The 21,622-nt window shown below is 53.1% G+C and carries 15 protein-coding genes; 10 read left to right on the top strand and 5 right to left on the bottom strand.

Translation table 11 applies throughout. The annotated features are described in order from the left end of the window. The first annotated feature begins 81 nt into the window (after nt 1–81). Nucleotides 82–2,388 (top strand): sulfatase-like hydrolase/transferase, encoded by a 2,307-nt coding sequence (locus Poly59_RS10490; RefSeq protein WP_146534000.1) that lies wholly within the window; start codon nt 82–84, stop codon nt 2,386–2,388. A 304-nt stretch (nt 2,389–2,692) separates the two neighbouring features. Continuing rightward, nucleotides 2,693–4,240 (top strand): sulfatase family protein, encoded by a 1,548-nt coding sequence (locus tag Poly59_RS10485; RefSeq protein WP_146533999.1) that lies wholly within the window; start codon nt 2,693–2,695, stop codon nt 4,238–4,240. A 295-nt stretch (nt 4,241–4,535) separates the two neighbouring features. Here Poly59_RS10485 and Poly59_RS10480 read toward each other — a convergent pair whose 3' ends face one another. From Poly59_RS10480 to Poly59_RS10470, 3 genes are all read right to left on the bottom strand, one after another. Next, a complete protein-coding gene (locus Poly59_RS10480) occupies nt 4,536–4,937 on the bottom strand; it encodes a hypothetical protein (RefSeq protein ID WP_146533998.1) in 402 nt (133 codons plus the stop codon). A 174-nt stretch (nt 4,938–5,111) separates the two neighbouring features. Beyond that, nucleotides 5,112–5,393, bottom strand: coding sequence for a hypothetical protein (locus Poly59_RS29355; protein ID WP_186776151.1), 282 nt, complete (start codon nt 5,391–5,393; stop codon nt 5,112–5,114). Then, nucleotides 5,386–5,880: a hemerythrin domain-containing protein gene (locus tag Poly59_RS10470; RefSeq protein WP_186776150.1), complete on the bottom strand. Its 495-nt coding sequence runs from the start codon at nt 5,878–5,880 to the stop codon at nt 5,386–5,388. Before Poly59_RS10470 ends, Poly59_RS29355 begins: the two co-directional genes overlap by 8 nt. Nucleotides 5,881–6,017: 137 nt before the next feature. On the opposite strand from Poly59_RS10470, the gene Poly59_RS10465 reads away from it, so the two are divergent. Then, nucleotides 6,018–6,881: a class II glutamine amidotransferase gene (locus Poly59_RS10465; protein WP_146533995.1), complete on the top strand. Its 864-nt coding sequence runs from the start codon at nt 6,018–6,020 to the stop codon at nt 6,879–6,881. Nucleotides 6,882–6,886: 5 nt separating this feature from the next. Beyond that, nucleotides 6,887–8,377: a hypothetical protein gene (locus Poly59_RS10460; protein ID WP_146533994.1), complete on the top strand. Its 1,491-nt coding sequence runs from the start codon at nt 6,887–6,889 to the stop codon at nt 8,375–8,377. A 597-nt stretch (nt 8,378–8,974) separates the two neighbouring features. On the opposite strand, the gene Poly59_RS30625 is transcribed toward Poly59_RS10460, so the two are convergent. Continuing rightward, a complete protein-coding gene (locus tag Poly59_RS30625; protein ID WP_390621462.1) occupies nt 8,975–9,079 on the bottom strand; it encodes a hypothetical protein in 105 nt (34 codons plus the stop codon). Nucleotides 9,080–9,335: 256 nt separating this feature from the next. Between Poly59_RS30625 and Poly59_RS10455 the strand changes: the two genes are divergently transcribed. From Poly59_RS10455 to Poly59_RS10435, 6 genes are all read left to right on the top strand, one after another. Then, on the top strand, nt 9,336–9,821 hold the full coding sequence (locus Poly59_RS10455) for a MarR family winged helix-turn-helix transcriptional regulator (protein ID WP_146533993.1): 486 nt from the start codon (nt 9,336–9,338) through the stop codon (nt 9,819–9,821). Between the two features lie 112 nt (nt 9,822–9,933). Next, nucleotides 9,934–10,158 (top strand): hypothetical protein, encoded by a 225-nt coding sequence (locus tag Poly59_RS29350; protein ID WP_186776149.1) that lies wholly within the window; start codon nt 9,934–9,936, stop codon nt 10,156–10,158. A 191-nt stretch (nt 10,159–10,349) separates the two neighbouring features. Further along, a complete protein-coding gene (locus tag Poly59_RS10450; RefSeq protein ID WP_186776148.1) occupies nt 10,350–10,925 on the top strand; it encodes a YceI family protein in 576 nt (191 codons plus the stop codon). Continuing rightward, on the top strand, nt 10,922–11,878 hold the full coding sequence (locus Poly59_RS10445) for a hypothetical protein (RefSeq protein ID WP_146533991.1): 957 nt from the start codon (nt 10,922–10,924) through the stop codon (nt 11,876–11,878). Before Poly59_RS10450 ends, Poly59_RS10445 begins: the two co-directional genes overlap by 4 nt. A gap of 202 nt (nt 11,879–12,080) precedes the next feature. After that, nucleotides 12,081–13,364, top strand: a complete 1,284-nt coding sequence (locus Poly59_RS10440; RefSeq protein WP_146534458.1) for an efflux RND transporter periplasmic adaptor subunit — start codon at nt 12,081–12,083, stop codon at nt 13,362–13,364. A 75-nt stretch (nt 13,365–13,439) separates the two neighbouring features. Then, entirely contained in the window at nt 13,440–16,586 is a 3,147-nt protein-coding gene (locus Poly59_RS10435; protein ID WP_146533990.1) for an efflux RND transporter permease subunit, read from the top strand. Between the two features lie 77 nt (nt 16,587–16,663). On the opposite strand, the gene Poly59_RS10430 is transcribed toward Poly59_RS10435, so the two are convergent. Continuing rightward, nucleotides 16,664–20,860 (bottom strand): neutral/alkaline non-lysosomal ceramidase N-terminal domain-containing protein, encoded by a 4,197-nt coding sequence (locus tag Poly59_RS10430; protein ID WP_186776147.1) that lies wholly within the window; start codon nt 20,858–20,860, stop codon nt 16,664–16,666. Nucleotides 20,861–21,622: the final 762 nt, after the last annotated feature.

Raw genomic sequence — 21,622 nt, 5'->3', positions numbered from 1 at the left:
ACAGTCGCTCGGCTCGCCAGTGGTTATCCTTTTAAACAAGGAATCAGACCACCACGCTAAGTCGCCATCGCGGAGTCCCGAATGAAGCCCTCCCTTGTTCTGCTCGCACTTGTTCTGACTGCGTCAGGGATCCATAAGTCCGCGGCCGCAGGTCCAGACCGTCCCAACATTCTTTACTTCTACGTTGACGACATGGGTTGGGGCTCCATCGGTCCCAATGGACAGGCGGAACGGAACGCCAGAGGTCTGCCCTATGTGCGAACGCCCAATTTGGATCGGCTCGCGGCGCAAGGTCTCAACTTCACTCGTGGGTACGGTTGCCACGTTTGTTCGCCGGCGCGTTCTTCACAGCAAACGGGTTTTCATCAGGGGCACACCTTTGCCGACCGTAACGACCCTGACAATGCCAAGAAGGCGATCCGCGCGGCTGATATCACGATGGGTGACGCGTTAGCTGCTGCTGATTACTTGACCGGCTATTGGGGGAAATGGGGTTACGGCGGATCCAAAGACATACAGAATCCGAAACTGGAAAATCTGCAAACGCTACCTACCTCGCATGGTTACCAGCACGTTGTCGCGGAACTGCATCACGTCCGAGCCCACACGTTTTTCCAACCGACGCTTTGGACGGCTCCGGCGCCCGAGGGCTCGCAGGGCGGGCTGTTTCTGGCGTCCAACTCAATGGCAAAGTATCGCAACAATAAGGCGTATCCCAACACACCGGCGCTTCAAAATCATCCCGCCTATCCCGAGACAGCTTACTGTGATGATGTCTACGCGTTCGCGGCGCTGGATTTTGTTTACCAGGGCGGTCAGAACTACAACAAGACCGGGCAGCCGTTCTTTGGCCTACTCGCCGTGCAGATTCCGCACGCACCGTTCGGTGAGATCACCCAACTTCCGGATTGGGACAAGGGCTATTCCGGTGACCCGGATTTTGCGTCGCTATCGGATCAGTCCAAACAGTGGGCCGCGATGGTCACGCGAATCGACGCGCACTTCGGTAACATTCTGGCCGCCCTCGAAGACCCAAACCATGATGGCGATAAATCCGACTCCGTCGCTGATAATACGCTGGTGGTTTTTCAGTCTGACAACGGAGGCCCCGCCGGCAACAACGTTCGTGAGCTTGGTGTCAACGGCGGCTTGAAAGGTTACAAGGGCAGTATCTGGGAGGGCGGTATTCGTGTCCCCTTGGTGATGCGTTGGCCAGCCAAGATCAACGAGACTTCGAGGCTTAAGGCAGGTGCCCAAACTGACATGGTGGTGGACGTTTCCGACTTGTTGCCAACGTTTTGTGAGCTTGCCGGTCAGCCCGTGCCGCTGGGTGTGGATGGCGTGTCCATTGCCCCAACACTTCGTGGTCTGGGGCAACAACGACGCCGCGACTTTCTCATCCACGAAGCCGGCGACGGTCAGTCCATCATCCGAGGGAATTTCAAGCTCGTCAGTGCTGGTTCCTCAAGTGCGAGAATTTCTGCAAAGCGAAAAAGCAAGAGAAACGACGAGCCTGCTTTAAGTCTTTTTAACCTAGAGGTCGATCGTGGTGAGACGAACAATATTGCCACCAAACATCTCGGACTTGTCAAAGAACTGTCTGACCTGTTGAAGGGCGAACGAGTCTACGAACCCAAAGGGTTTGCTAACACTTATCACCGCTGGACCGGCGACGACGGCGCCAGCGCGTCGGACGCCAATCATTGGTCCGATTACGTTTACGAGAACGCAGGGATCACCTACACGACGGATCGTGGGGCTCCCCAACTTTCATGGATTTCACAAGTCGTTAACGAAGGCCGACGATCCAATACGGTTCGAGTCGATGTAGATGTTGAATTCCTGGGACTCGAGATTCGAGGTAACTCAGCGACGAGCGCCAAGCAGTCCGTTGTCCTGGGGCCTGGTGTCAGCCTAACCGGGCGAAACGAAATCCATCTCGCTGCCCAAAGCGATCTGACCGTCAATGGTGGAACGGTTAGTTCGCTGCGCTGGATTGACATCGACGCAGATGCCAACCTAAACGGTTCAGGCACGGTCGACGCGACTGTTTACAATAATGGGGCTGTCTCGGTAGCGGGATCTAAGCAACCAGGCCTAAAGATCACACGTGATTATCATCAATCAACTGATGGCACGTTGAATCTTGTGTTGAGTAGCAGGAACAGTCCTGCCTTCGTCGTCGGCGGTCTTGCCGAGCTTGGCGGCGTTCTAGCGATCAGGATCGAGAACGGAGTATCACCATCTTCCGGTGATGCGTACACCGTTTTGGCGGCTGGCCGAGTCGAAGGCCAGTTTGCAAATTTTCGCGGCAAAGTTGTCGCCACTGATGGCTCAAGCTTTCGCATCCACTATTCAAAGACTGCCGTGACGGTGGTTGCTGATTAGCTCATCACTGGCCCCCTTAAGATACGTTTGCGAGCACGAACGGGTGGATCGGATAAAACGTTTCCGAGCACCTTTGCTAAGGCTATATTGGTTCTTTATCGATCCCGTTGTCCCAATCGCCCTCAACCATTGCCGCGCCTTGAAAATTATATCCGATAGTCTTTCAAGACACTGGATCGCTATTAAGAACGTCGTGTGTTGAGTTTAAATTTAGGGCAGCAATTGCCTGGAATTCGTCACTGGATTTTCACTTGTTCACGTTAGACGCATGCACAACCCAACCAAAAATACAAACGAGATAACGATGAAAATTCTGATGCTATTTTGCTTTGCGATGTTTGCGTTTTCAGTTTCCAGCCTGCATGCCGACGACAGCAAACCCAACGTCATCCTACTGATGGCAGACGACCTTGGCTGGGGCGACACTGGATTCAACGGAAACGAGGTTATCAAGACTCCGCATTTAGACCAAATGGCAGCGGAAGGACTTCTGCTCGACCGTTTCTATTCTGCATCGAGTGTATGCTCACCCACGCGTGCGAGTGTATTGACGGGACGTAATCCCTACCGCACCGGCATACCAACAGCCAACGCTGGCTTTTTGCGTCCCGAGGAAATCACGCTTCCTGAAGTACTACGTGAACAAGGTTACGCGACGGGACATTTCGGGAAATGGCACCTGGGAACGTTGACGCATATCGAAAAAGACGCCAACCGTGGCAAGCCGGGCAATACTCGTGATTACAATCCGCCGAAAGTTCACGGCTATGATGCGGCGTTTGTAACGGAATCCAAAGTGCCAACTTACGATCCGATGGATAAACCGATGAGCTTTGAAAAGGGCGAGTCCTTGCAACTTGGTTGGTCGTATCTGCTCGATGGCGAAGCGAGAGCGTCCTATGGCACAAGTTACTGGGATATCGAAGGCAACAAGGTTGCCGACAATCTTAACGGTGACGACAGCCGAGTCATCATGGATCGCGTCATCCCATTCGTTGACGAAGCTCTTGCCAATGACAAACCTTTTCTTTCGGTGGTCTGGTTTCATGCTCCCCATTTGCCCTGCGTCGCCGGGCCGAAGCATCAGGAAATGTATAAGGACCACCCGCCCCACCTTCGTAATTACGCCGGTTGCATCACGGCGTTGGACGAGCAAATCGGTCGGCTCCGAAAACACCTCGCCGACCGCGATATCGCCGAAAACACAATGATCTGGTTCTGTTCTGACAACGGACCAGAAAACCAAGCACGCAAAGACAATGGTACGGCAGGTCACTTCCGAGGACGAAAACGTGATCTCTATGAAGGCGGCGTACGAGTCCCGGCCGTGATGGTCTGGCCCGCAAAGATCAAATCGCCTCGCAAGGTGACGACGCCCTGCATCACTTCGGACTACCTTCCGACCGTATTGGATGCCCTGGGTGTTGAACATCCAGAACCGAGCTATGCACAAGACGGTCGTTCGCTGATGCCAATCATCAACGGCGGAAATATCGATCGTGTAAATGGGATCGGTCTGATGTACGACGCTAGGGCCGCATGGCACAAGCAAGATTTGAAGCTGATTTCGTATGACGGTGCAGCTACATTTCAGCTCTACAATCTGACCAAGGATCCTTCCGAGACAACTGACTTGGCTGCTCAGTCGCCCGAAATCGTCGAACAGATGACCAAGGAACTGATAGCTTGGAATCTTTCCGTGCAGAGCAGCTTTGAGGGCGCCGAATATGGAACGGAGTCATTTGAACGATCTGGAAAGAAGTGGAGCTCGGCAATCAAGGCGGCAGCGAATCAGCCGAAAGCAAACAACGATACTGAGAGACAACCGAAAAGAAAAAATAGCAAGAAGTAGAAGTGTTTGCCGATACGGTCAGCTGTATTGAATCGGGAAAACCGTCGGGCTAGGTCGTTCAACGCCTTCGTCTGAGGTAATGCTCTGTTAGTTAGAAATGAACAGCTTTCAAAGAATCGGTTTTTAATATCACAAGATTGCAGCCTGCCGACGCTTCTTGATCAACTGCGCCTTCCCATTGTCAGCAGAGTGCTCAATGAAACTTCTATTGCCGTTCCGTTGATCGTGTGGATGTTGCCTGGGCTTTCTTTCCCAACATGGCCGCCTCTGATAAAAAGCAACCGCTGCGGAACGTCTATACATTGTCTTTGTTCTGACCGATGACCATGCTGGGACAGTTGCCGTTCCGCTGGCAACCATCACACTCGGCTCCCCAGTCTCGATTGGATTGCGTTGCGTGGCACGCTTGTTCCAACGCCAATGCGACATTGGCGATCTGTTCGCCCAGTTGAGTAGCTGGCCTGACCGGATAGCAAGGCAGCGCCAACGGTGATGTCGGTTGGAACGACTCGGTTGGACGAATGTGACTCGACTTTTTTACAGCATTTCGCAAGTCCGGGTACACGACAGCCGCGACTGAAAAACGGCATCTCAAACCACGCCGCAAGAATGCGGATTTGACTTTGCTTTCAACCTGTTGATCCAACGGCACTTGGTGCGGCCGCGAGTTTGCGGTCGCCGGTGAAAAGAAGATCATGTCGGGCTTCGTCGACGACGTAAAGGCTGACGAGTCGATTTTCTTTATTGACCAATCCGCAAATGCAGACACTCCGTTTGTGCGTGAAAGTGTACATGGTTGCCTTACGTGGATGACGAACTCACTTGGCCAGCAAGAGCAAAAGTTTTCGCGTGATTCACGACAGGAGAGTTTTCACACTGTTTCGTATCCGTCCGAATACGTGACCGAGAAAGTGATTCCGCTGTGCGGAAAGGCACACGCCGTGCGGTAATAGAGACGAAGGTTCGTGATTTCGTGAAGATCGAGCGGAAAACGCTTGTGATCGCGAGTTCGGGTCCAATTGCGGTAGTAGCCGCCAATCACTTTCAAGATGTCACATCGACTTAGGATGCCTAGCAAATATTTGCCACACCGGACCGATTTCGCACGATGGGTGTGGACTGCATTGCGAATTGTCGGCGTATGCTCAGTCACGATCTTTCAGGCTGGGGTGCAGTTCCGACCAACGGCGTCCCTGCTGACGCAGAAGTAGCAAAGTGTTGAGAAGACTCTGCTGTTGATCCGCTGATTGAGTACCCAAATGACTCAGCAACGAACCGCAAGCGGCTGCATGGTCGAGGCCGTGTTGGAGTTGCTCTTGCCACTGCTTGACGCGTCTCTTGGTCGGCTTTGCATCATCAGAAAGCGATTGCAGTTCGACGACCGCTCTGAGTATCTCAGCGTGCTCGTCGTAGAGCCTCGCTGTGTACGTCTCTCCGCGACTTTCCTCAACTTCGGGGTACAGACAAGTCTCCTCAAACTCAATATGAGGCCCGGCAACTTTGTCGAGATCCGAGGCGAGCCGAGATGCGGATTCAAAATCGCCAGACTGCACCGCTTCGAGTAGATCCCGATATCCATGCGTCATCGCAATGTGATCGTTTACAAATGCGGTTTGCAGTTCGTTCCATGCAGTATTCATTAATTGTTGTACTCCCTGCCCAAAGGTCTCATGTTTTGCTGGCAGGAGACACTTGCAAAACCTATTCCATTTGATTTGGAACGTGACTTGCATCTCTAATTGACATCGTTGCTTATCTCAAAACGGAGGTGTGTCCAATGTGTCGCCTTTATGGTTTCCGAGCCAATGAGCCCACGAAGGTCGAGTGCACGCTTGTGCACGCCCAGAATGCACTGTTGTTGCAGAGCCAATCTGACGAGCTTGGACGGGCCCATCCGGATGGTTGGGGCATTGGTTACTTCGAACACAATCTTCCCATGCTCGAAAAGCACGCCAGCGCTGCATTCCATGGACTTCATTTCAGCAACACTGCCGAACGCGTCTATTCAGAGTCTGTCGTTTCACATGTGCGGCTCGCGACAGTCGGTACAACGTCGATCGTGAATTGCCATCCGTTTCAGTGGGGCGGCTGGATTTGTGCTCATAACGGAACCGTAACCGCGATCAAGCAGCTCCGCGACGAAATGTTGTCGGAGCTCTCGGACTCTCTCCGCTGCTGCATTCAGGGCGAAACGGACAGTGAGTTGCTTTTCCATTGGCTAATGGATCGTTTTCTTCGATCGGGAGCCGTCGATGCGACCGCGTGCGTGTCGCTATCGCAATTGACGGACGAGCTGGCTAAAGGGGTCCTTGAAATTGACCGCCGTTGTCAACTCGCACTTCCGGCAAAGCCAGCAAAACTGAACGTCGTTTTGACGGACGGACGAGTGATGGTTGCATCGCGTTTTCGCAACTCGCTTTGTTGGGTTCATCGCGATGGCATTCGAGATTGTGAAATTTGTGGTATCCCCCACGTTGCTCACACGCCAGGCAAACGATACCACGCCGTCGTAATTGCTTCGGAGCCCGTCTCGCATGAGGCATGGGAGATCGTTCCAGACGGGACTGTCATTTCAGTTGACCAGGATGTTCAGACAGCGACTTTGAAAATCTCTCAGGTAACTGCTTTTGGCGAGGCCTAGAAGATATGAGCCATCTTATTCCCGTCGTGCCTCATCAGTGTTGTAGCCTCTCGCCGTCCGAACTTGACTCGGCGAAACTCACGGCGGAGAGGCTGCGACGTGAAAAGCCAGAACTGGGTGTTGATCCGTTGTTCCGAAACCTAGTGCCTCATGAGATCGTTGACGCACCGGCGTTGCATATCGACGACTTGACATCGATCCAGAATCCTGACTCAAGCATCATTCTGTTTCAGGAGCGGGCTCGCCTGCGCGCAATGGATGGTGATGTGCTGGCGACGAGCTTGACACCAGTCGAGGGTTACGAGTCGTACTGCCGCGATTCTTTGGGAATGGGGTGTGTCGTTTGGGTCACCCCAAAGCCGCTGAATGATCCTCTAGAACTTGCGGGAGCGTGTTGGGAAGATCGTCGCGTCCGCCGCGAACTCGTTCGTCGAGTACGCCAAGACGGGTTGCGCTACATCCATCCGCACATGGGTTCCAAAGCCGCTTGGGAGTTAGCCTTATTGCTTAGCCAGGCAAGTCACCGGTCTGTCGAAGTAATCGGTCCTCCTCCGTCGGTCACTCAGTTCGCTAACGACAAAGGCGAATTCTCGAAATTGGTGACGGCCATGTTTGGTTCCGGTGCAATACCTGCCAGCGCTGTCGTGTGGAATAAGGCGACTGCTGCCAAGCGGCTCAAAGAACTCGATTCGTTTGCGCAATTCATCGCAGTCAAACTGCCAAGCGCGGCAGGCGGAACCGGAAACGTGTTGATTTCAACTTCTGAAATTCGTGACCGAACGTTGCAGCGGATCGAGGAGATACTCGATGACCGACTCCGGCATTTGAAATATGAAGTCGGCGATGAACTTTTGGTTACTCAGTGGGTCGATAATTTGATTGGCTCGCCGTCCGCACAAATCTGGATTCCGACGCGATCACAAGGGCTTCCGATCCTGGAAGGACTGTTCATGCAAAATGTCAGCCCAGGGCAAGGTTGTTTTTTAGGATTTGGGCCCGCTCAACTTACTGACGAGTTAAAAGAAACCATCACGCGAAGATGCCTGCAACTAGCGAGAGTGTATCAGTTGCTCGGATACGTCGGTCGCTGTTCGCTGGACATGCTATTGGTCGGCCCGAATCTACAAGAAGCCAAAATGGAATTCATTGAATGTAATGGGCGCTGGGGCGGGACGTCACTGCCCATGACGGCGATGAACCGAATGTTTTCTGATTGGCGATCCCGTCCCTTTTCTGCTCGTACATTAAAGGTCGACGGTCTCTGTCAGATGACATTCCCAAATTTGTTGCGACTACTTGAGGGCCAGCTCTATCAGAAAAAATTGAACTCAGGAAAGTTTGTGTTGTTTAACCCTCGGCGTACACTCGTGCACAGCGAGGTGTCGGTGATCGCGTTACACCAGCACTGGAACTCCGATGACAACGCGTTCGAGAACTTAGAACAAACCATTCTCGCGGCCCTCGAAAGCTCCGACGGAGTCATCTCACGTGCATAGTGTCAGAGCGAGCGGTGGTGCGGTGCTCTTCAATCGCTCGGCAGCCGAAGGTTCACTAATAGGGTCGCGGATTTCGGATTTTCGGAGCAGCGTTTAACTACGACTGCAACTATTTCCAAAACACGTCCAGGACCCATCAATTTCGGATAACCGTCATTTGCAGGTGCTTCCCCGTCCGTGCGCATGCGGCATTGACGACTCAATAATTCTTCTTCTAACCCTAGCAGATCTGACATGGTTTTTGAAATTTCCACGGCCTTCCCGAGTTCGAAGTTTTCGATCTTCAATCCAGCAAAATAGATCGCGACGTGGAAGTAGGTTCGGTTTCGGTAACGCGAACGGTTTTGTTAAGCCAGTGACAACGGAATGGATTTGGATTCCAGGATAGGAAGATTGCGAACCACCGCTTGCTTTTCAAAGGTGCTCTTCGGAATCGTCGACCGGAACGTTGGCGACGGGGTCGATCAGTGCATTTAATAAATTGCGAGTGTTGCCCGAACTGCTGTATCCCCATTTGACCGGAATGACATCTCGATCAATCTATTGGGCGATTGGATCCGCATTCTTGCGTGCGATTTCTAGTTCGGATCGCGTTAACTAGCATTCATCGAGTTCACAAGTCTCGGCGAGAAGTTGCGATCCTCGATTGTCATACGGGAATTTGCACTCGAGCAATTTCGGTTGGTGACGGAGTCTGTTGATGACGTCGGATCAAAATAACTCGGTTCCGGAGAGGTGCTCAACCATCGTGGCCACTTTTGTTGTCGTGATTGATGGTTGTTGCGGAGGTTCCAGCCGTAGCAGAATGCGCGCCGCAGCCGTGGTGCTAAACGTGAGTCTCGCGAGATATTGCGTTAGCCTTGTTGTCAAAATGAATGTTGAGACTAACATTGACGTGCCGATAGTTTACGTGTAAGGTAATTGCGGCTCAGCCTACATTATGGAGAGAATCCACGGCATGGCCGGACAATTGCAGCGAGAACTAAAGAAACGTAAACCGTTTGAATCGGCGGAAGCAGAGGCACTGTTGAATTTGCTTCGTACGGCGGATCAGTTTCAGAATCGCATCGGCCGTTTTTTTCGTGAGTTTGGTTTGACCAATTCGCAGTACAACGTTTTGCGAATCTTACGTGGCGAAGGCAGGCCCTTGCCCTCGTTGGAAATCGCTAGCCGAATGGTGCAGGTCGTCCCCGGAATCACGGGGTTAATCGACCGGCTAGAAAACCAGGGGTTCGTTAAACGCGAGCGTTGCACCAAGGATAGGCGGGTGGTTTACGTCGAAATCACCAAAAAAGCCGCCAATTTGCTCGCGGAAATCGATGGACCTGACAAGGAGCTTCATCGCGAACTGATCGGGCATCTGACTGGGAAGGAATTAAAGGAATTGAGCCGTTTGCTTGAGAAATCGCGTAAATCATTGCCTTCGGACAACAATGCACCGTAGTTTTTTTGCCTGATGCTTGACGTGTTAAATTTTTACATGTGTGGTTTCTAGTCTGCGCCGTCGGGTTCGGATCAGGGTTAGCTATTTGGAATCAACAGAAGAAACAAATTCGATGCAGAGACGCAAAATGATTGAGAACATTACCCGGAACACGTCCGCTGCGGCGCCGATGGATCTGGGGCGTTTGGTAGATGTCCAAGCTTATTCGCTCCCGATGGACGCCTCGAGATGTGTGCCGGCACTGTTTTGGCAACACGGCAACTCGGTTTGCGATGTTTCCGAGAACGGGTTCTTGAAACCCACTGCAGAGTTCGAAAGGTCGATTCTGTCGCCGTAAAGATTCAGCCATTGTCTTGAGTGCTGAGGGAGCCTGCCCGAAAAGCGAGCATCCTGATTGGGAACCACCATTTCAATGGAAGCCCGCTCGATGAAAAATAGCTCTTCGGCAAATTGATCGATCTCGTCATCCGACGAACACTTAAATCGCTTTGTAACCGCGAATCACCACCTACTTCTATGGAAAACCGAATGAATCTTTTGAAATCGATCGCAATCGCGATGCTTGCGATCACGGCCTTGACGGTAACAAGGCCAGCGTCTGCGGCCGACTATGTGTTGGATGACCAACACACTTCGGTCGTGTTTGCCGCCAACCACTTTGGTTACAGCTACACGTATGGGATGTTCGGCAAATACAAGGGTGACTTCTCGATCGACATGGAGAACCCGGCTACGGGGAAATTCCAATTTTCGATTGATGCGGCCAGCATTGATACGAAGTCTGAAAAACGTGATGAGCACCTTCGCGGGCCGGACTTCTTCAACGCGAAACAGTTTCCGGAGATTTCGTTTCAAAGCACCAGTATTGTTGCAGACGGGAAGAAACTCAGCATCACTGGTAACCTAACGATGCATGGTGTGGAGAAACCGATCGTGCTACCGCTGACCTATCTTGGTGCAGGCAAGGGGCCATATGGGAAGGAACGCATCGGATTTGCGGGCAGTTTTAAAGTGAATCGGTCTGACTTTGGAATCAAGGCATTTGTTCCAAACGTCAGCGACGAAATTTCGTTGATCATTAGCTTCGAAGGTCTTTTGCAATGACCCCATCGTCTATTGCAATCGCGATGTCAGTGACGTTGTTGACGGGGCTGCTTGGCGGATGGCTCGCGAGTGAGCGTGCGACTGCCAGGAACTGGTCGCTTGCGATGTCGGTGGCGATTGGTTTGTTCCTATTTCGGGTATCCAACTTTGGCGATCTCTTTGATGAATTGATCCCGACGTCTGGGATCGGTTGGCTTCCCTGGATTGCTTTGGCGGTCGTCAGTGTCCAGACGATCGCACACACGCAGTTGCGCATCATTAGTGCTGTGGTTCTGGGCTTTGCCATTTCGCTTCGACTACTTTGGGGCAGTGTCTACTTAGGTGCAGCAAGTCCAAGTGTTGGGGTTCTGTTTGCGATTGCCGCGTGGTCGTTATCCATTGGAGCTGCAATCGTGATCAATCAACCGGCCGCCCAAGGGCGATTGAGTACCAATGTGATTAGCTGGGCAATCTTGGTTGCTTCGTCCGTTGGCGTGATCGTCACCACGGGCAGCGTAACGTACGCCGTTGCGGCTGGAGTGGTCGGCATCGCAGTCCTTGCCAACTTGCTCGGTGCGTCCCGGTTGCCAGTCCAGGGCACAGCAATTTTGGTTTGTCTGATTGGATTGAGCGTCGCATTCTCGGAGACGTCTGTGTGGATCGGCATCGTGTTGGTCGCTGCCGCGCTGGCGATCTCGTACTTGAGCCAAGAAGGTTCGCCCGAAAGGAAAAGCTCTAGGTTGGTTCAGCTTGCTATTCGGATACCGCTAATCTTCATCTCGGCGTTTCCGGTAACGAGATTGCTCGCCCCATCCGATGATTACGCTGGCTATGATTTGGCGCCGGGTGAAGTTGCGAAAGACGTCATCACGGTGCAACCTTCGTCGCCGCTCGGACAATCCGCAGACTCGCCAACAGTCGAAGTGTCCGATTCAGCGGCGATGCCAGACCCATTCGCAGGATTTCAGTTTTAGCACAGGTTGTCAGCCTGCAAATTGTGATACGAGTCCGTTCACCACACACGATTGCACCACAAGATTGCACAACAAGTTTTACCAAGGTTTCATTGTGAGTTTATTGAATCTGTTCAGCCTTCGGCTCGGCACGACGCATTGCAGTTTGATTGCGTTATTGTTGTTGGTCGGTTGTTCCAAAGGACCGTCTGGTCCACCGCAAATGCCAATGCCGACGGTTACCGTCGCTGCACCGGTGATGAAGCAAGTCGTGGAATGGGATGCTTACACCGGACGTCTTGAAGCGGTCGACTTGGTCGAAGTCCGCGCACGCGTGGCCGGGTATTTGATGTCTGTCCACTTTGACGAAGGGCAAATCGTTGACGAAGGCGACTTGTTGTTTGTCATCGACCCGCGACCTTTCGAAGCCGAACTTAATGCGGCCAAAGCAACGTTGCAACAAGGCAAGTCGCGGTTGTTGCAGTCCAAGGCAATGCTGAACGAGGCCAAGGCGAGGTCGTTGCAATCCGATGCTCAGCTTCATTTGGCCGAAGTCCGATACAATCGAACGCGAGAATTGAGCCAGCGGAACGCATCATCGCAAGATGAACTTGACGAGCGCGAAGCGGAATTGATTAGGGCGAAAGCTGACATCGAAGGTGTCAAAGCAAGTGTTAGTTCAGCGGAAGCCGCCATCGCAACTGCCGAAGCCGAGATCGAATTGGCCCAGGCAGGAGTCGAAACTGCGGAGCTGAATTTGCAATACACACAAATCCGGTCTCCTGTGAAAGGACGGATTAGCCGAAAAGAAGTCACTGAAGGCAACTTGATCGCAGGCGGAACCTCCACTTCCTCGCTGTTGACGACGATCACGTCAATGCAACCAATTTATTGTGTCTTTGATGCGACCGAGCAAGACGTGCTGAAGTACATCCGGTTGGCGGCTTCTGGTGAACGGGAAAGCTCGCGAGACGTCAAGAATCCGGTCTTCTTGGGCTTGGTCGACGAGACGGGATTCCCGCATCGAGGCCACATGGATTTTGTCGATAATCGTTTCGATGTTAACACCGCCAGCATGAGAGCACGTTGTGTGTTCCCTAATGAAAATCAGTTGCTTTTGCCTGGCATGTTTGCGAGGATCCGAATTCCCGGCAGCGCGTCTCGCCAAGCGGTATTGATTCCCGATTCAGCTATTGAAACAGATCAGTCGTCGCAATTTGTTTACGTAGTGGTGGATGGCGTGATTGAGCGTCGACCGATCAAGCCAGGCCCAATCGTCGACGGGCTGCGAGTGATTCGCGAAGGACTTGTTGGCGATGAATCCCTTGTAATCGAAGGACTTTTGCAGTCACGCCCCGGTGCAAAAGTGGACACGGTCGAAGGCATAATCGAAGCTGTCGAAGACGGATTGCCCGATACCTATCAACCCGTGCCAAAGGAAGATTGGATCTCGCCTGCGGTGAGCCCAGAAGAACGAAGTTCAAGAAACGGTAGCCAGCGGAAGTGATCTCGTACCACCGGCTCTCTTCTCTTGGCTCATGCACCCTGACTCACGCACCTTTCGACTTTTGACTCGCAATTCATGAAATTCCCTCACTTCTTTATCGAGCGGCCGATCTTCGCGGCTGTATTGTCGTTCCTAATCGTGTTGGTCGGCGGCATCACCTATTTTTCGCTGCCGGTGTCACAGTACCCCAATGTCGCACCGCCGACAGTTCTGGTGCGTGCTAGTTATCCGGGCGCGACGCCGCAAGTGATCGCTGATACTGTTGCGACGCCAATCGAACAAGAGATGAACGGCGTTGACGACATGCTGTACATGGAATCGTCGTCCAGCAGCGACGGCACGATGCAGTTGACTGTCACGTTCAAGCTGGGGACGGACCTCGACGATGCTCAAGTGTTAGTGCAGAACCGTGTCGCCATTGCCGAATCACGTTTACCCGAGCAAGTTCGTCAAATCGGAGTCACGACGACCAAGCAAATCCCGGACATGTTGATGGTCGTTCACCTCAACTCGCCCGACAATAGTCGCGACAATCTTTACATCAGCAATTACGCATTCTTGCGTGTCCGTGATGCGCTGATGCGGCTCGACGGTGTTGGTGAAATTCGTATCGCGGGCGGCAATGAATACGCGATGCGTATTTGGCTAGATATTGAAAAGATGACGCACGTCGATTTGACGGCAGGCGAAGTTGTGCAAGCCATACGCGGGCAAAACGTGCAAGTCGCCGCAGGCGTGATTGGGCAGCCGCCCACTCCGGATGCGGGTGACTTTCAATTGAACGTCACCACGCAAGGTCGGTTGATTCAAGAAGATGAATTCGGCGACATCATCGTCAAACGTGGCGACGATGGTCGCGTCACACGACTTCGCGATGTGGCTCGCGTCGAACTGGGGGCCCAGGATTACTCGCGACTCAGTTACTTGGACGGGCAATCGGCGATTGCGGTACTCATCTACCAACGCCCCGGAACCAACGCGGTAGACACGGCTGCGGAGGTGAAAAAGACGATGTCCGACATGAGTAAAGAGTTTCCGCAGGGAATCGGTTACGAAATTGCATACAACCCAACCGACTATGTGGAAGAGTCCATCAATGAAGTGATCACCACGCTTTTTCTTACAACCTTGTTTGTTATCTTTACGGTCTTCGTTTTCCTGCATGGATGGCGTCCGACGATCATCCCGGTGATTGCGATCCCGATTTCTCTGATCGGCACGTTTGCCATCATGCAGTTCATCGGTGTCACGCTGAACACATTGTCGTTGTTCGGATTGGTGCTGGCGATCGGGATCGTCGTCGATGATGCGATCGTGGTGGTAGAAAATGTCGAACGTTTGATTGCCGAAGGCTTGACGCCGCGACAGGCAACGCACAAGGCGATGGACGAAGTGGGTTCTGCCTTGATTGCTACGACGTTGGTCTTGATCGCGGTGTTCGTGCCGACTGTTTTCATTTCCGGGATCAGCGGTCAGTTTTATCAGCAGTTCGCTTTGACGATTTCGATTTCGACAGCGATCTCGACTTTTGTTTCACTAACGCTTAGCCCTGCCCTGTGCGCGATCTTGCTGCGAGACAAACAGCAAAGTGCAGAGAACGGTTCGAAAGCATCGACTGGTCGCTTTGCTCCCCTGGTTGGGCTTTTGACTTACCCGGCTCGCTTGTTCAATCGAACGTTTGATTTTACAAGCAACATTTATGCCGGAATCATTGCTCGGCTCGTTAAGAAAACCGGCCTCTCGTTTGTGGTGTACGCGGTGTTGCTTGTCTGTACTGGGCTTAGCTTTGGGTTGGTGCCGACAGGGTTCATTCCGGATCAAGACCAAGGATACGTGATTGTCGCAATCAATTTGCCCGACGGTGCGTCGCTCGCGCGAACCGATAAAGTCACTCGCGAAGTGGCGGAAATTGGTGGCCGAATCGACGGGGTTGCGCACGCAGTGGGCATCGCAGGGCTCTCGGGAGCGACGTTCACGATCAAGCCGAATGCAGCCGTCACGTTCTTGCCGCTTGAAGATGCCAAGGAACGCGCAGAACGTGGGCGTAGTGTTCAAGCGATCGTGGCGGATATGCGTCGCGAGGTTGCTGCGATCAACGAAGCACAAATCCTGATCATCCCGCCGCCGCCGATTCGTGGCATTGGCCGTGGTGGCGGGTTCAAGATGTACCTCCAAGACCGGAGTGGCGCGGGCCTCGAAACGCTCAGCCAAGTTGCGGACGCGATGCTGGCAAAGGCGAATGCACAGCCAGGCGTAACGCAGGTGTTTACAAATCTGCGTATGAACGTTCCTCAGGTGTACGCCGACGTCGACCGCACCAAAGCTCAAATGCTTGATGTGCCGGTTAGCAACGTGTTCGACGCGCTGCAAATCTACCTCGGTTCAATGTACGTCAACGACTTCAACTTTCTGGGGCGGACCTATCGCGTCACCGCACAGGCTGAACCGCAGTTTCGCGACGATGCTAGCGACATCGTTAATCTTCGTACGCGCAGTTCACGCGGGGCAACCGTTTCACTCGGTTCGCTTGTCGACGTCACGTCGACCGCTGGACCAGACCGGATTGTGCGATTCAATCTCTTCCCCGCAGCCGATTTGAATGGGTCGACCGTTCCGGGATTCAGTTCGGGGCAGTCATTGGCGACGATGGAAAATATTGCCGCAGAAACGATGCCACCTGGGTTCGGTTACGAATGGACTGAACTTGCGTATCAAGAGAAGCAAGCGGGCAACACCATCTTGTATCTGTTCCCACTGGCTGTCTTGTTCGTGTTCCTCGCATTGGCAGCTCAATATGAAAGTTGGCTATTGCCGTTGGCGATCATTCTAATCGTGCCACTGTGTTTGTTGTTTGCGTTGGTTGGCGTTTGGTTTCGTGGCATGGACAACAACGTGCTAACGCAAATCGGTTTCATCGTCTTGATTGGTTTGGCATGTAAGAATGCAATTCTGATTGTTGAATTTGCCAAAGCCGAAGAGGACGCCGGCAAGAATCGTTTCGACGCGGCGGTCACGGCGTGCCGATTGCGATTGCGCCCCATTCTGATGACGGCGTTCTCGTTCATCCTCGGCGTGATTCCATTGCTAGTGGCAACGGGCGCCGGGTTTGAAATGCGCCGCGTGCTGGGGACGGCAGTCTTTGGTGGAATGCTGGGTGTGACACTCTTTGGGCTGTTCCTAACACCTGTGTTCTATGTCGTCCTGCGTCGGTTCGCCCGTTAACCGGAACGCCCTTCTAGGGTCACCGGCGGACGCTGGTTTGATTTCGATGAGGCTGTGGATGGTCACGAGAGAGTGCCTCACCGATTGCGAAGATAGTCGACGATTTGGTTAAGTTGTTTGGGTGAAAGCTTGGCTTCAAAACCTTCGGGCATCATGGAAACGCCAGAGTCTTCGATTCGCTCGATTTTATCTCGGGCGATAAGGACTTGTCGGCCGTCGGCCAATCCCATTCGCACGTCCGATTCGGCTTGGTCGATCACAACGCCCGCCATGACTTGGCCAGACTTTGTCAGAATTCGATATTGTTTGAACTTGGATTCAATGTTCGCATTCGGGTCCAGAACGGCGGTGGCCCATTGAAGTGTGTTCCACTTCTTTAGATTCGCCAAGGGCGGGCCAAGGCTCTGCACCGATGCAGAAATCGGCTGAGACTTATCCGAAGGTGGCTCATGACATATTGCACAATTTTCTCGATATAGCTTTTGAGCGATCTTGATTTCGCCCTGTGGCGAAGAGCTCATTTCTGCGACATAACGGTCGATCAAATCTTTCCGTTCGCTTGGGGTCGAGATGGAAAGCAGGCTGCCGAATTTCTTCATGATTCCGTAGTCGTCGTAGTTTCGAAGACCGCTGAGTGTAGAAGCGTCCAAGTCGTTGATCTTGATTTTTTCGTCGACCAACGATTCAATAAACCGGCGAGTCCAGTCCCTTCGTTGCAGGAGCGTTGCACCAGCAGTCGTCCGCTCGTCCGGAAGTAGTTGCTTCCAAGCATCGATCAATAACTGTGCCGTCTGTTCGGACTCGATACGGTACGCCGCTGCCAAACCGGCTCGACGCAGTGCGCCAGGTTGATCGGGGCGAAGCATTTCTTTCAAGTCGGCAAGTTGATTCTCAATGGGAATCAGAGAGCATCCCAGCAGTTGAGCGGCTCGTACTTGCATGCTGATCGGCTGGTCGCCCGATCGCAGTTCCTCTCTTGCGCGGTCGACGACCTGTTTGATTAGTTGATTCTGCTTGCCGCTGGAATCAAACGATTGAGGGGAAACGACCAACGCAATCATCAACTGCGCCGAAGTCATTTGTGCTTGTGTTGAATCGAACAATCGCTCGAGAATCATTTGTTGATCGCTTTCCCTGCAAGTCGCCCAGAGGGCCGCGATTCCGTCTTGCGTTTGGTTCCACTGCGTCGGGTCCAATTGTGCGTCGGCCAGGTTGATTGCGGTTAACAATCGATTGACAACAATTGGGGCTCTTTCGACTGATGCTAGCGACATCGCTTCCATTCCCCATGCACGCATCCAGGTTCTGTCAACCAAGCGAGTGAGCTGGGCATCCGCATCAGCAGAAGGAGCGTTCGCAAGGGCAAGCAGCAATGCAGAGTCGATAGCCGGATGATGTGTTGACGCCGACAAATACTTCCGAGTGAATGCAACGACTGGTTTCCCAGCCGTTTCCCACTTTCGTCGAGCGAGTTGAATCACAGTTGCGACAACGAGGGGCTCCTTGTCATTCAGGATGCGTGCCCAGTCCTCAGCGGTGTGCCAGTCTTTGAAGCAAAGGCAGCCAAAGGCTTGAAGTCGAATAGCGGGGTCGGTTGCCTGGCGTGCGACGCGTCGCAACGGTTCAAGGGCTTCGTCATCGCTGGTGAGTTTGATCTGTTGTGCCGTGAGGTCTCGAACGGCGGCGCTGGTACTCGCGATATTGCGAGCATAGTCTTTTGGATCAGCGAGGTTCATCTGTATTTGTGCCAGATGATCGACTTTTGAAACGCGGTAAATTCGTCCTGCTGTGCTACCGGCACGAAGATCCAGACTCTGTTGCCAAGAATCGGGGATCCATTGCGGATGCTCGATCACTTTTCGATACATATCAACAATCCAGACGCTCCCGTCGGGCGCTTCGATGACACGCACGGGCCGGAACCAGGTATCGGTCGACGTTGCCCAGTCCAAGGATTGGTCTTGTTCAAATCTCGTTCCTTTCACCGTCGCCTGGTCACTTTGCAATCTGAACCGCGCCACCAAATTATGCACTGGTTCGCAAACGAGAGCGGCGTCAACCATGGCTTGGCCCATCCCGTCTCCTCGTAGCACGATACTGCTGCAAGCACTCGTGATGCGATTCTTGGCGAACAGATCGTTGAACCGATCAACTGTTCGACTGCTCGGGAAAACAGGCGGAGCCACACCCGGATCAAGCACGAGCTGTTTTCTCGAAACGGTCGCGTTTCGTTTTAATAGATCAACGTCGTCGATTCGGTAATGAAACAAAGGAACGCTATTAGTGTTTCCGTACCAACGACCCCACCGATCGCGTGAGCGGATGAATTGCGTCTTACCAGGAAGCCTTTCGAGATGGCCTGATTCCGGATCCCATCGGACGTCGCATCCCTTGACGTTTACAGTAACGTCAGCGCGCAAGCTATGCAGATTTTCGGTGTCGTCGCCTGCGCCAAAGTAGATCATGCCGTCCAAACCCCACTCAAATCCACTAGCGCGGTGTTGTGGATTCGCTTTTCCGATACCGGTCAACAGAACTTCTCGCTCATCGGCTTTGCCGTCCCCGTCGGAGTCGCGAGCGAAAAGAACGTCGGGGGCTGCGATGACGATGGCTCCGTCACGCCACGGATAAACGCTCGTCGGATAATCCAAGCCATCCAAAAACAGCGTAGCCGCATCCAGCGTGCCGTCGCCGGTTGTGTCCTCTAACCGTTTAACACGCCCACCGGTCGGCGAACCCTGTGGGTAGTCACCCATCTCTACGACCCACACACTGCCATCGGCGGCAAATGCGACGTTGATCGGATCGACAACCAACGGCTCTGCAGCGACCAAGTCGATTTTGAATCCTTCGGGCACTCGCATGCAATTCAGCGAGTCCGATGGAGATTGAAACCCTTCATTTTGCTTTGGTGATCGCAATACCTCTTTGACCCGATTAACAAGCAAGTTTTCGGTTCCTGATTGCCAACGTCCTGGTTGGTTGTAGTAAACCATCGAGTAGTCGACTTCGTATCCGCCAGCCGATCGCATGCGCTGGCTGGCAACGTACGCGAAAACATCATCGGTGTAGGCGGCGACCCAAACGTCATCAAATGCATCGAGCTCGTCTTCCAACCGCATTTGATATTGGACAACGACTTCGCCACCGAGGAATACCCAAGCCAAAGAGTCGCCGAATGTCCAGGTATGAACTGGACTCGGATAGGATTCGGGTAATCGCCCTTTGGTATTCCAAAGGTCGAGCATGTTTCGTGCCCATCGTTGGCGAGTGACCTTGGGGTCATCCAAATACGCAGTCAGCTCTTCACGAGAGGGTTGCTCTGCGGACAGCCCCGCATATCCGAATCGAGTCGTCGGCGTGCCCGGAAGCGAGGTGAGCGAGTCCATCGCGAGGACCGATTCAACGGCCGCAGCCATCTCGTGGCCGTGTGCGACGGCCGCCTCGTAGCTGTCGCGCGGTTCGGGATTCGCATCGGCGCCGCAGCCGATCACCGGTAGGAAAACTGCCGAGTCGTTGTTGGTTTCAAGTTCCGCAGCTGACAAACCAGCCCAGTCGCCGGTCACTTCGTTAAAGCTTGGTCCCAGCGTCGTGCAGTGACATGCATATTGATAGACGGCACCTCTAAGCTTTCCATTTCCATCACGGGCGACCAACACGCGAACTCGTCGGTCGGTGGGGCCATCTTCGGAAACACCAAACCCCGACCAAACGCCATCGGTGATCACGCGTCGGTGGGCTGCAAAAGACGCTCTGCTGGATCCCACGGTCAACTGACACGGTTGCTGATTCTTAATCGCCGCTTCGACACACTTTAGGCTCTGCAGTTGAACAATGTCCAAGTAGTCCTTGAGATCCTTGACCTGTGGTTCGGTAGGAGGATTTTGCAGCAGATTTGTCAGTCCACCGTAAATCTGTGGCGCGGCATGTGAATGCGTCGAACAGACGACCAGTCGCGATCGATCGATGGAGTGGTGTTCATCGATCCCCGCGAGCAATCGCTTCGTTTGTTCCGCTGTGACAACAATGCCTTCGATCGAAAGCATCACGCAAAGTTTGTCGTCTTTTCCCATCGCCATGGCGCGAACGAATATCTTGTCACGCACTCCCGTCATCACGTTGTCTCGAGAACCGTATCCACTGAGCCGCACATCGCGGTCGGGCGTGATATCCTGTCTGGCGAATCCGACTGGCACGAGTTCGGCTGCGCTAACCGACACGCGAAAAACCGCCATGGAAATCAGAATCAGCCAAATGCAAGTTCGGTCGTTCATTGTTCGTTTGGATGAAGAGTGGATTGATTTTGATGGTGAATGAGGATGGCATAGGCTGCCATCCGGCATCTCGAATTCGCGTGGTTATCCGGCCAGAAAGTCAGCGGATTCTCGGTGCTATCTTCACTTTTTATCGCAGGTAAGAAGTAATTTACATGCTCAGCGAGGCCTTCGCTTCCTTTGCTGTCACGTCGGGAAACTGGCGGCCATGCAAGCAGTCGGCGGCGCTGCAACTGACAACGTCGTCCAGCCCGCGCAGTTCGACCGGTGCCGTAGCTGAACCCTAGCGGGGTCAGCTGCGACAGTAATTTACCGCCCGTTCCTTAGTCGAACCTACGGCTTTCACGATCGTTTCTTCGTTCGAGGCTTGAATTGAAAAGAGAGGTTTTGAATCAAGCTTACGAACACGAATCGCAACGAGCGTGCCAATGACAGCGAGCGATGTAAAGCACGATCGCGCCGCCGAGCCGACTTGCGACAGGACAGCAAGTTGCTCGCTCGTACGCCGTTCGGTATCCACCTGTCACGCCGAGGAAAGCATTCCGGCCGCAAATGCTTGACGGGGCGGAAACGAGGCTTCGTATCGAGGATTGCTATGTCCTAACCGACGCGCAAGTTTTGATGTTGCGCCAAATCGATCTTTTAGTGGATGTCGAGCGGTAAAACACTGAGGAAAACGTCGTTTTAGAATTCACTCTCCCTCCGGGACAGTCGAGCCTAAGCGAGGAAAGGGGCAATACGATAAAACTACGATAGACTTGC

This window comes from Rubripirellula reticaptiva (assembly GCF_007860175.1).
Taxonomy (GTDB): Bacteria; Planctomycetota; Planctomycetia; order Pirellulales; family Pirellulaceae; genus Rubripirellula; species Rubripirellula reticaptiva.
The sequence above is the reverse complement of the archived record's forward strand: the minus strand, read 5'-3'. Positions and strand labels throughout refer to the sequence as shown.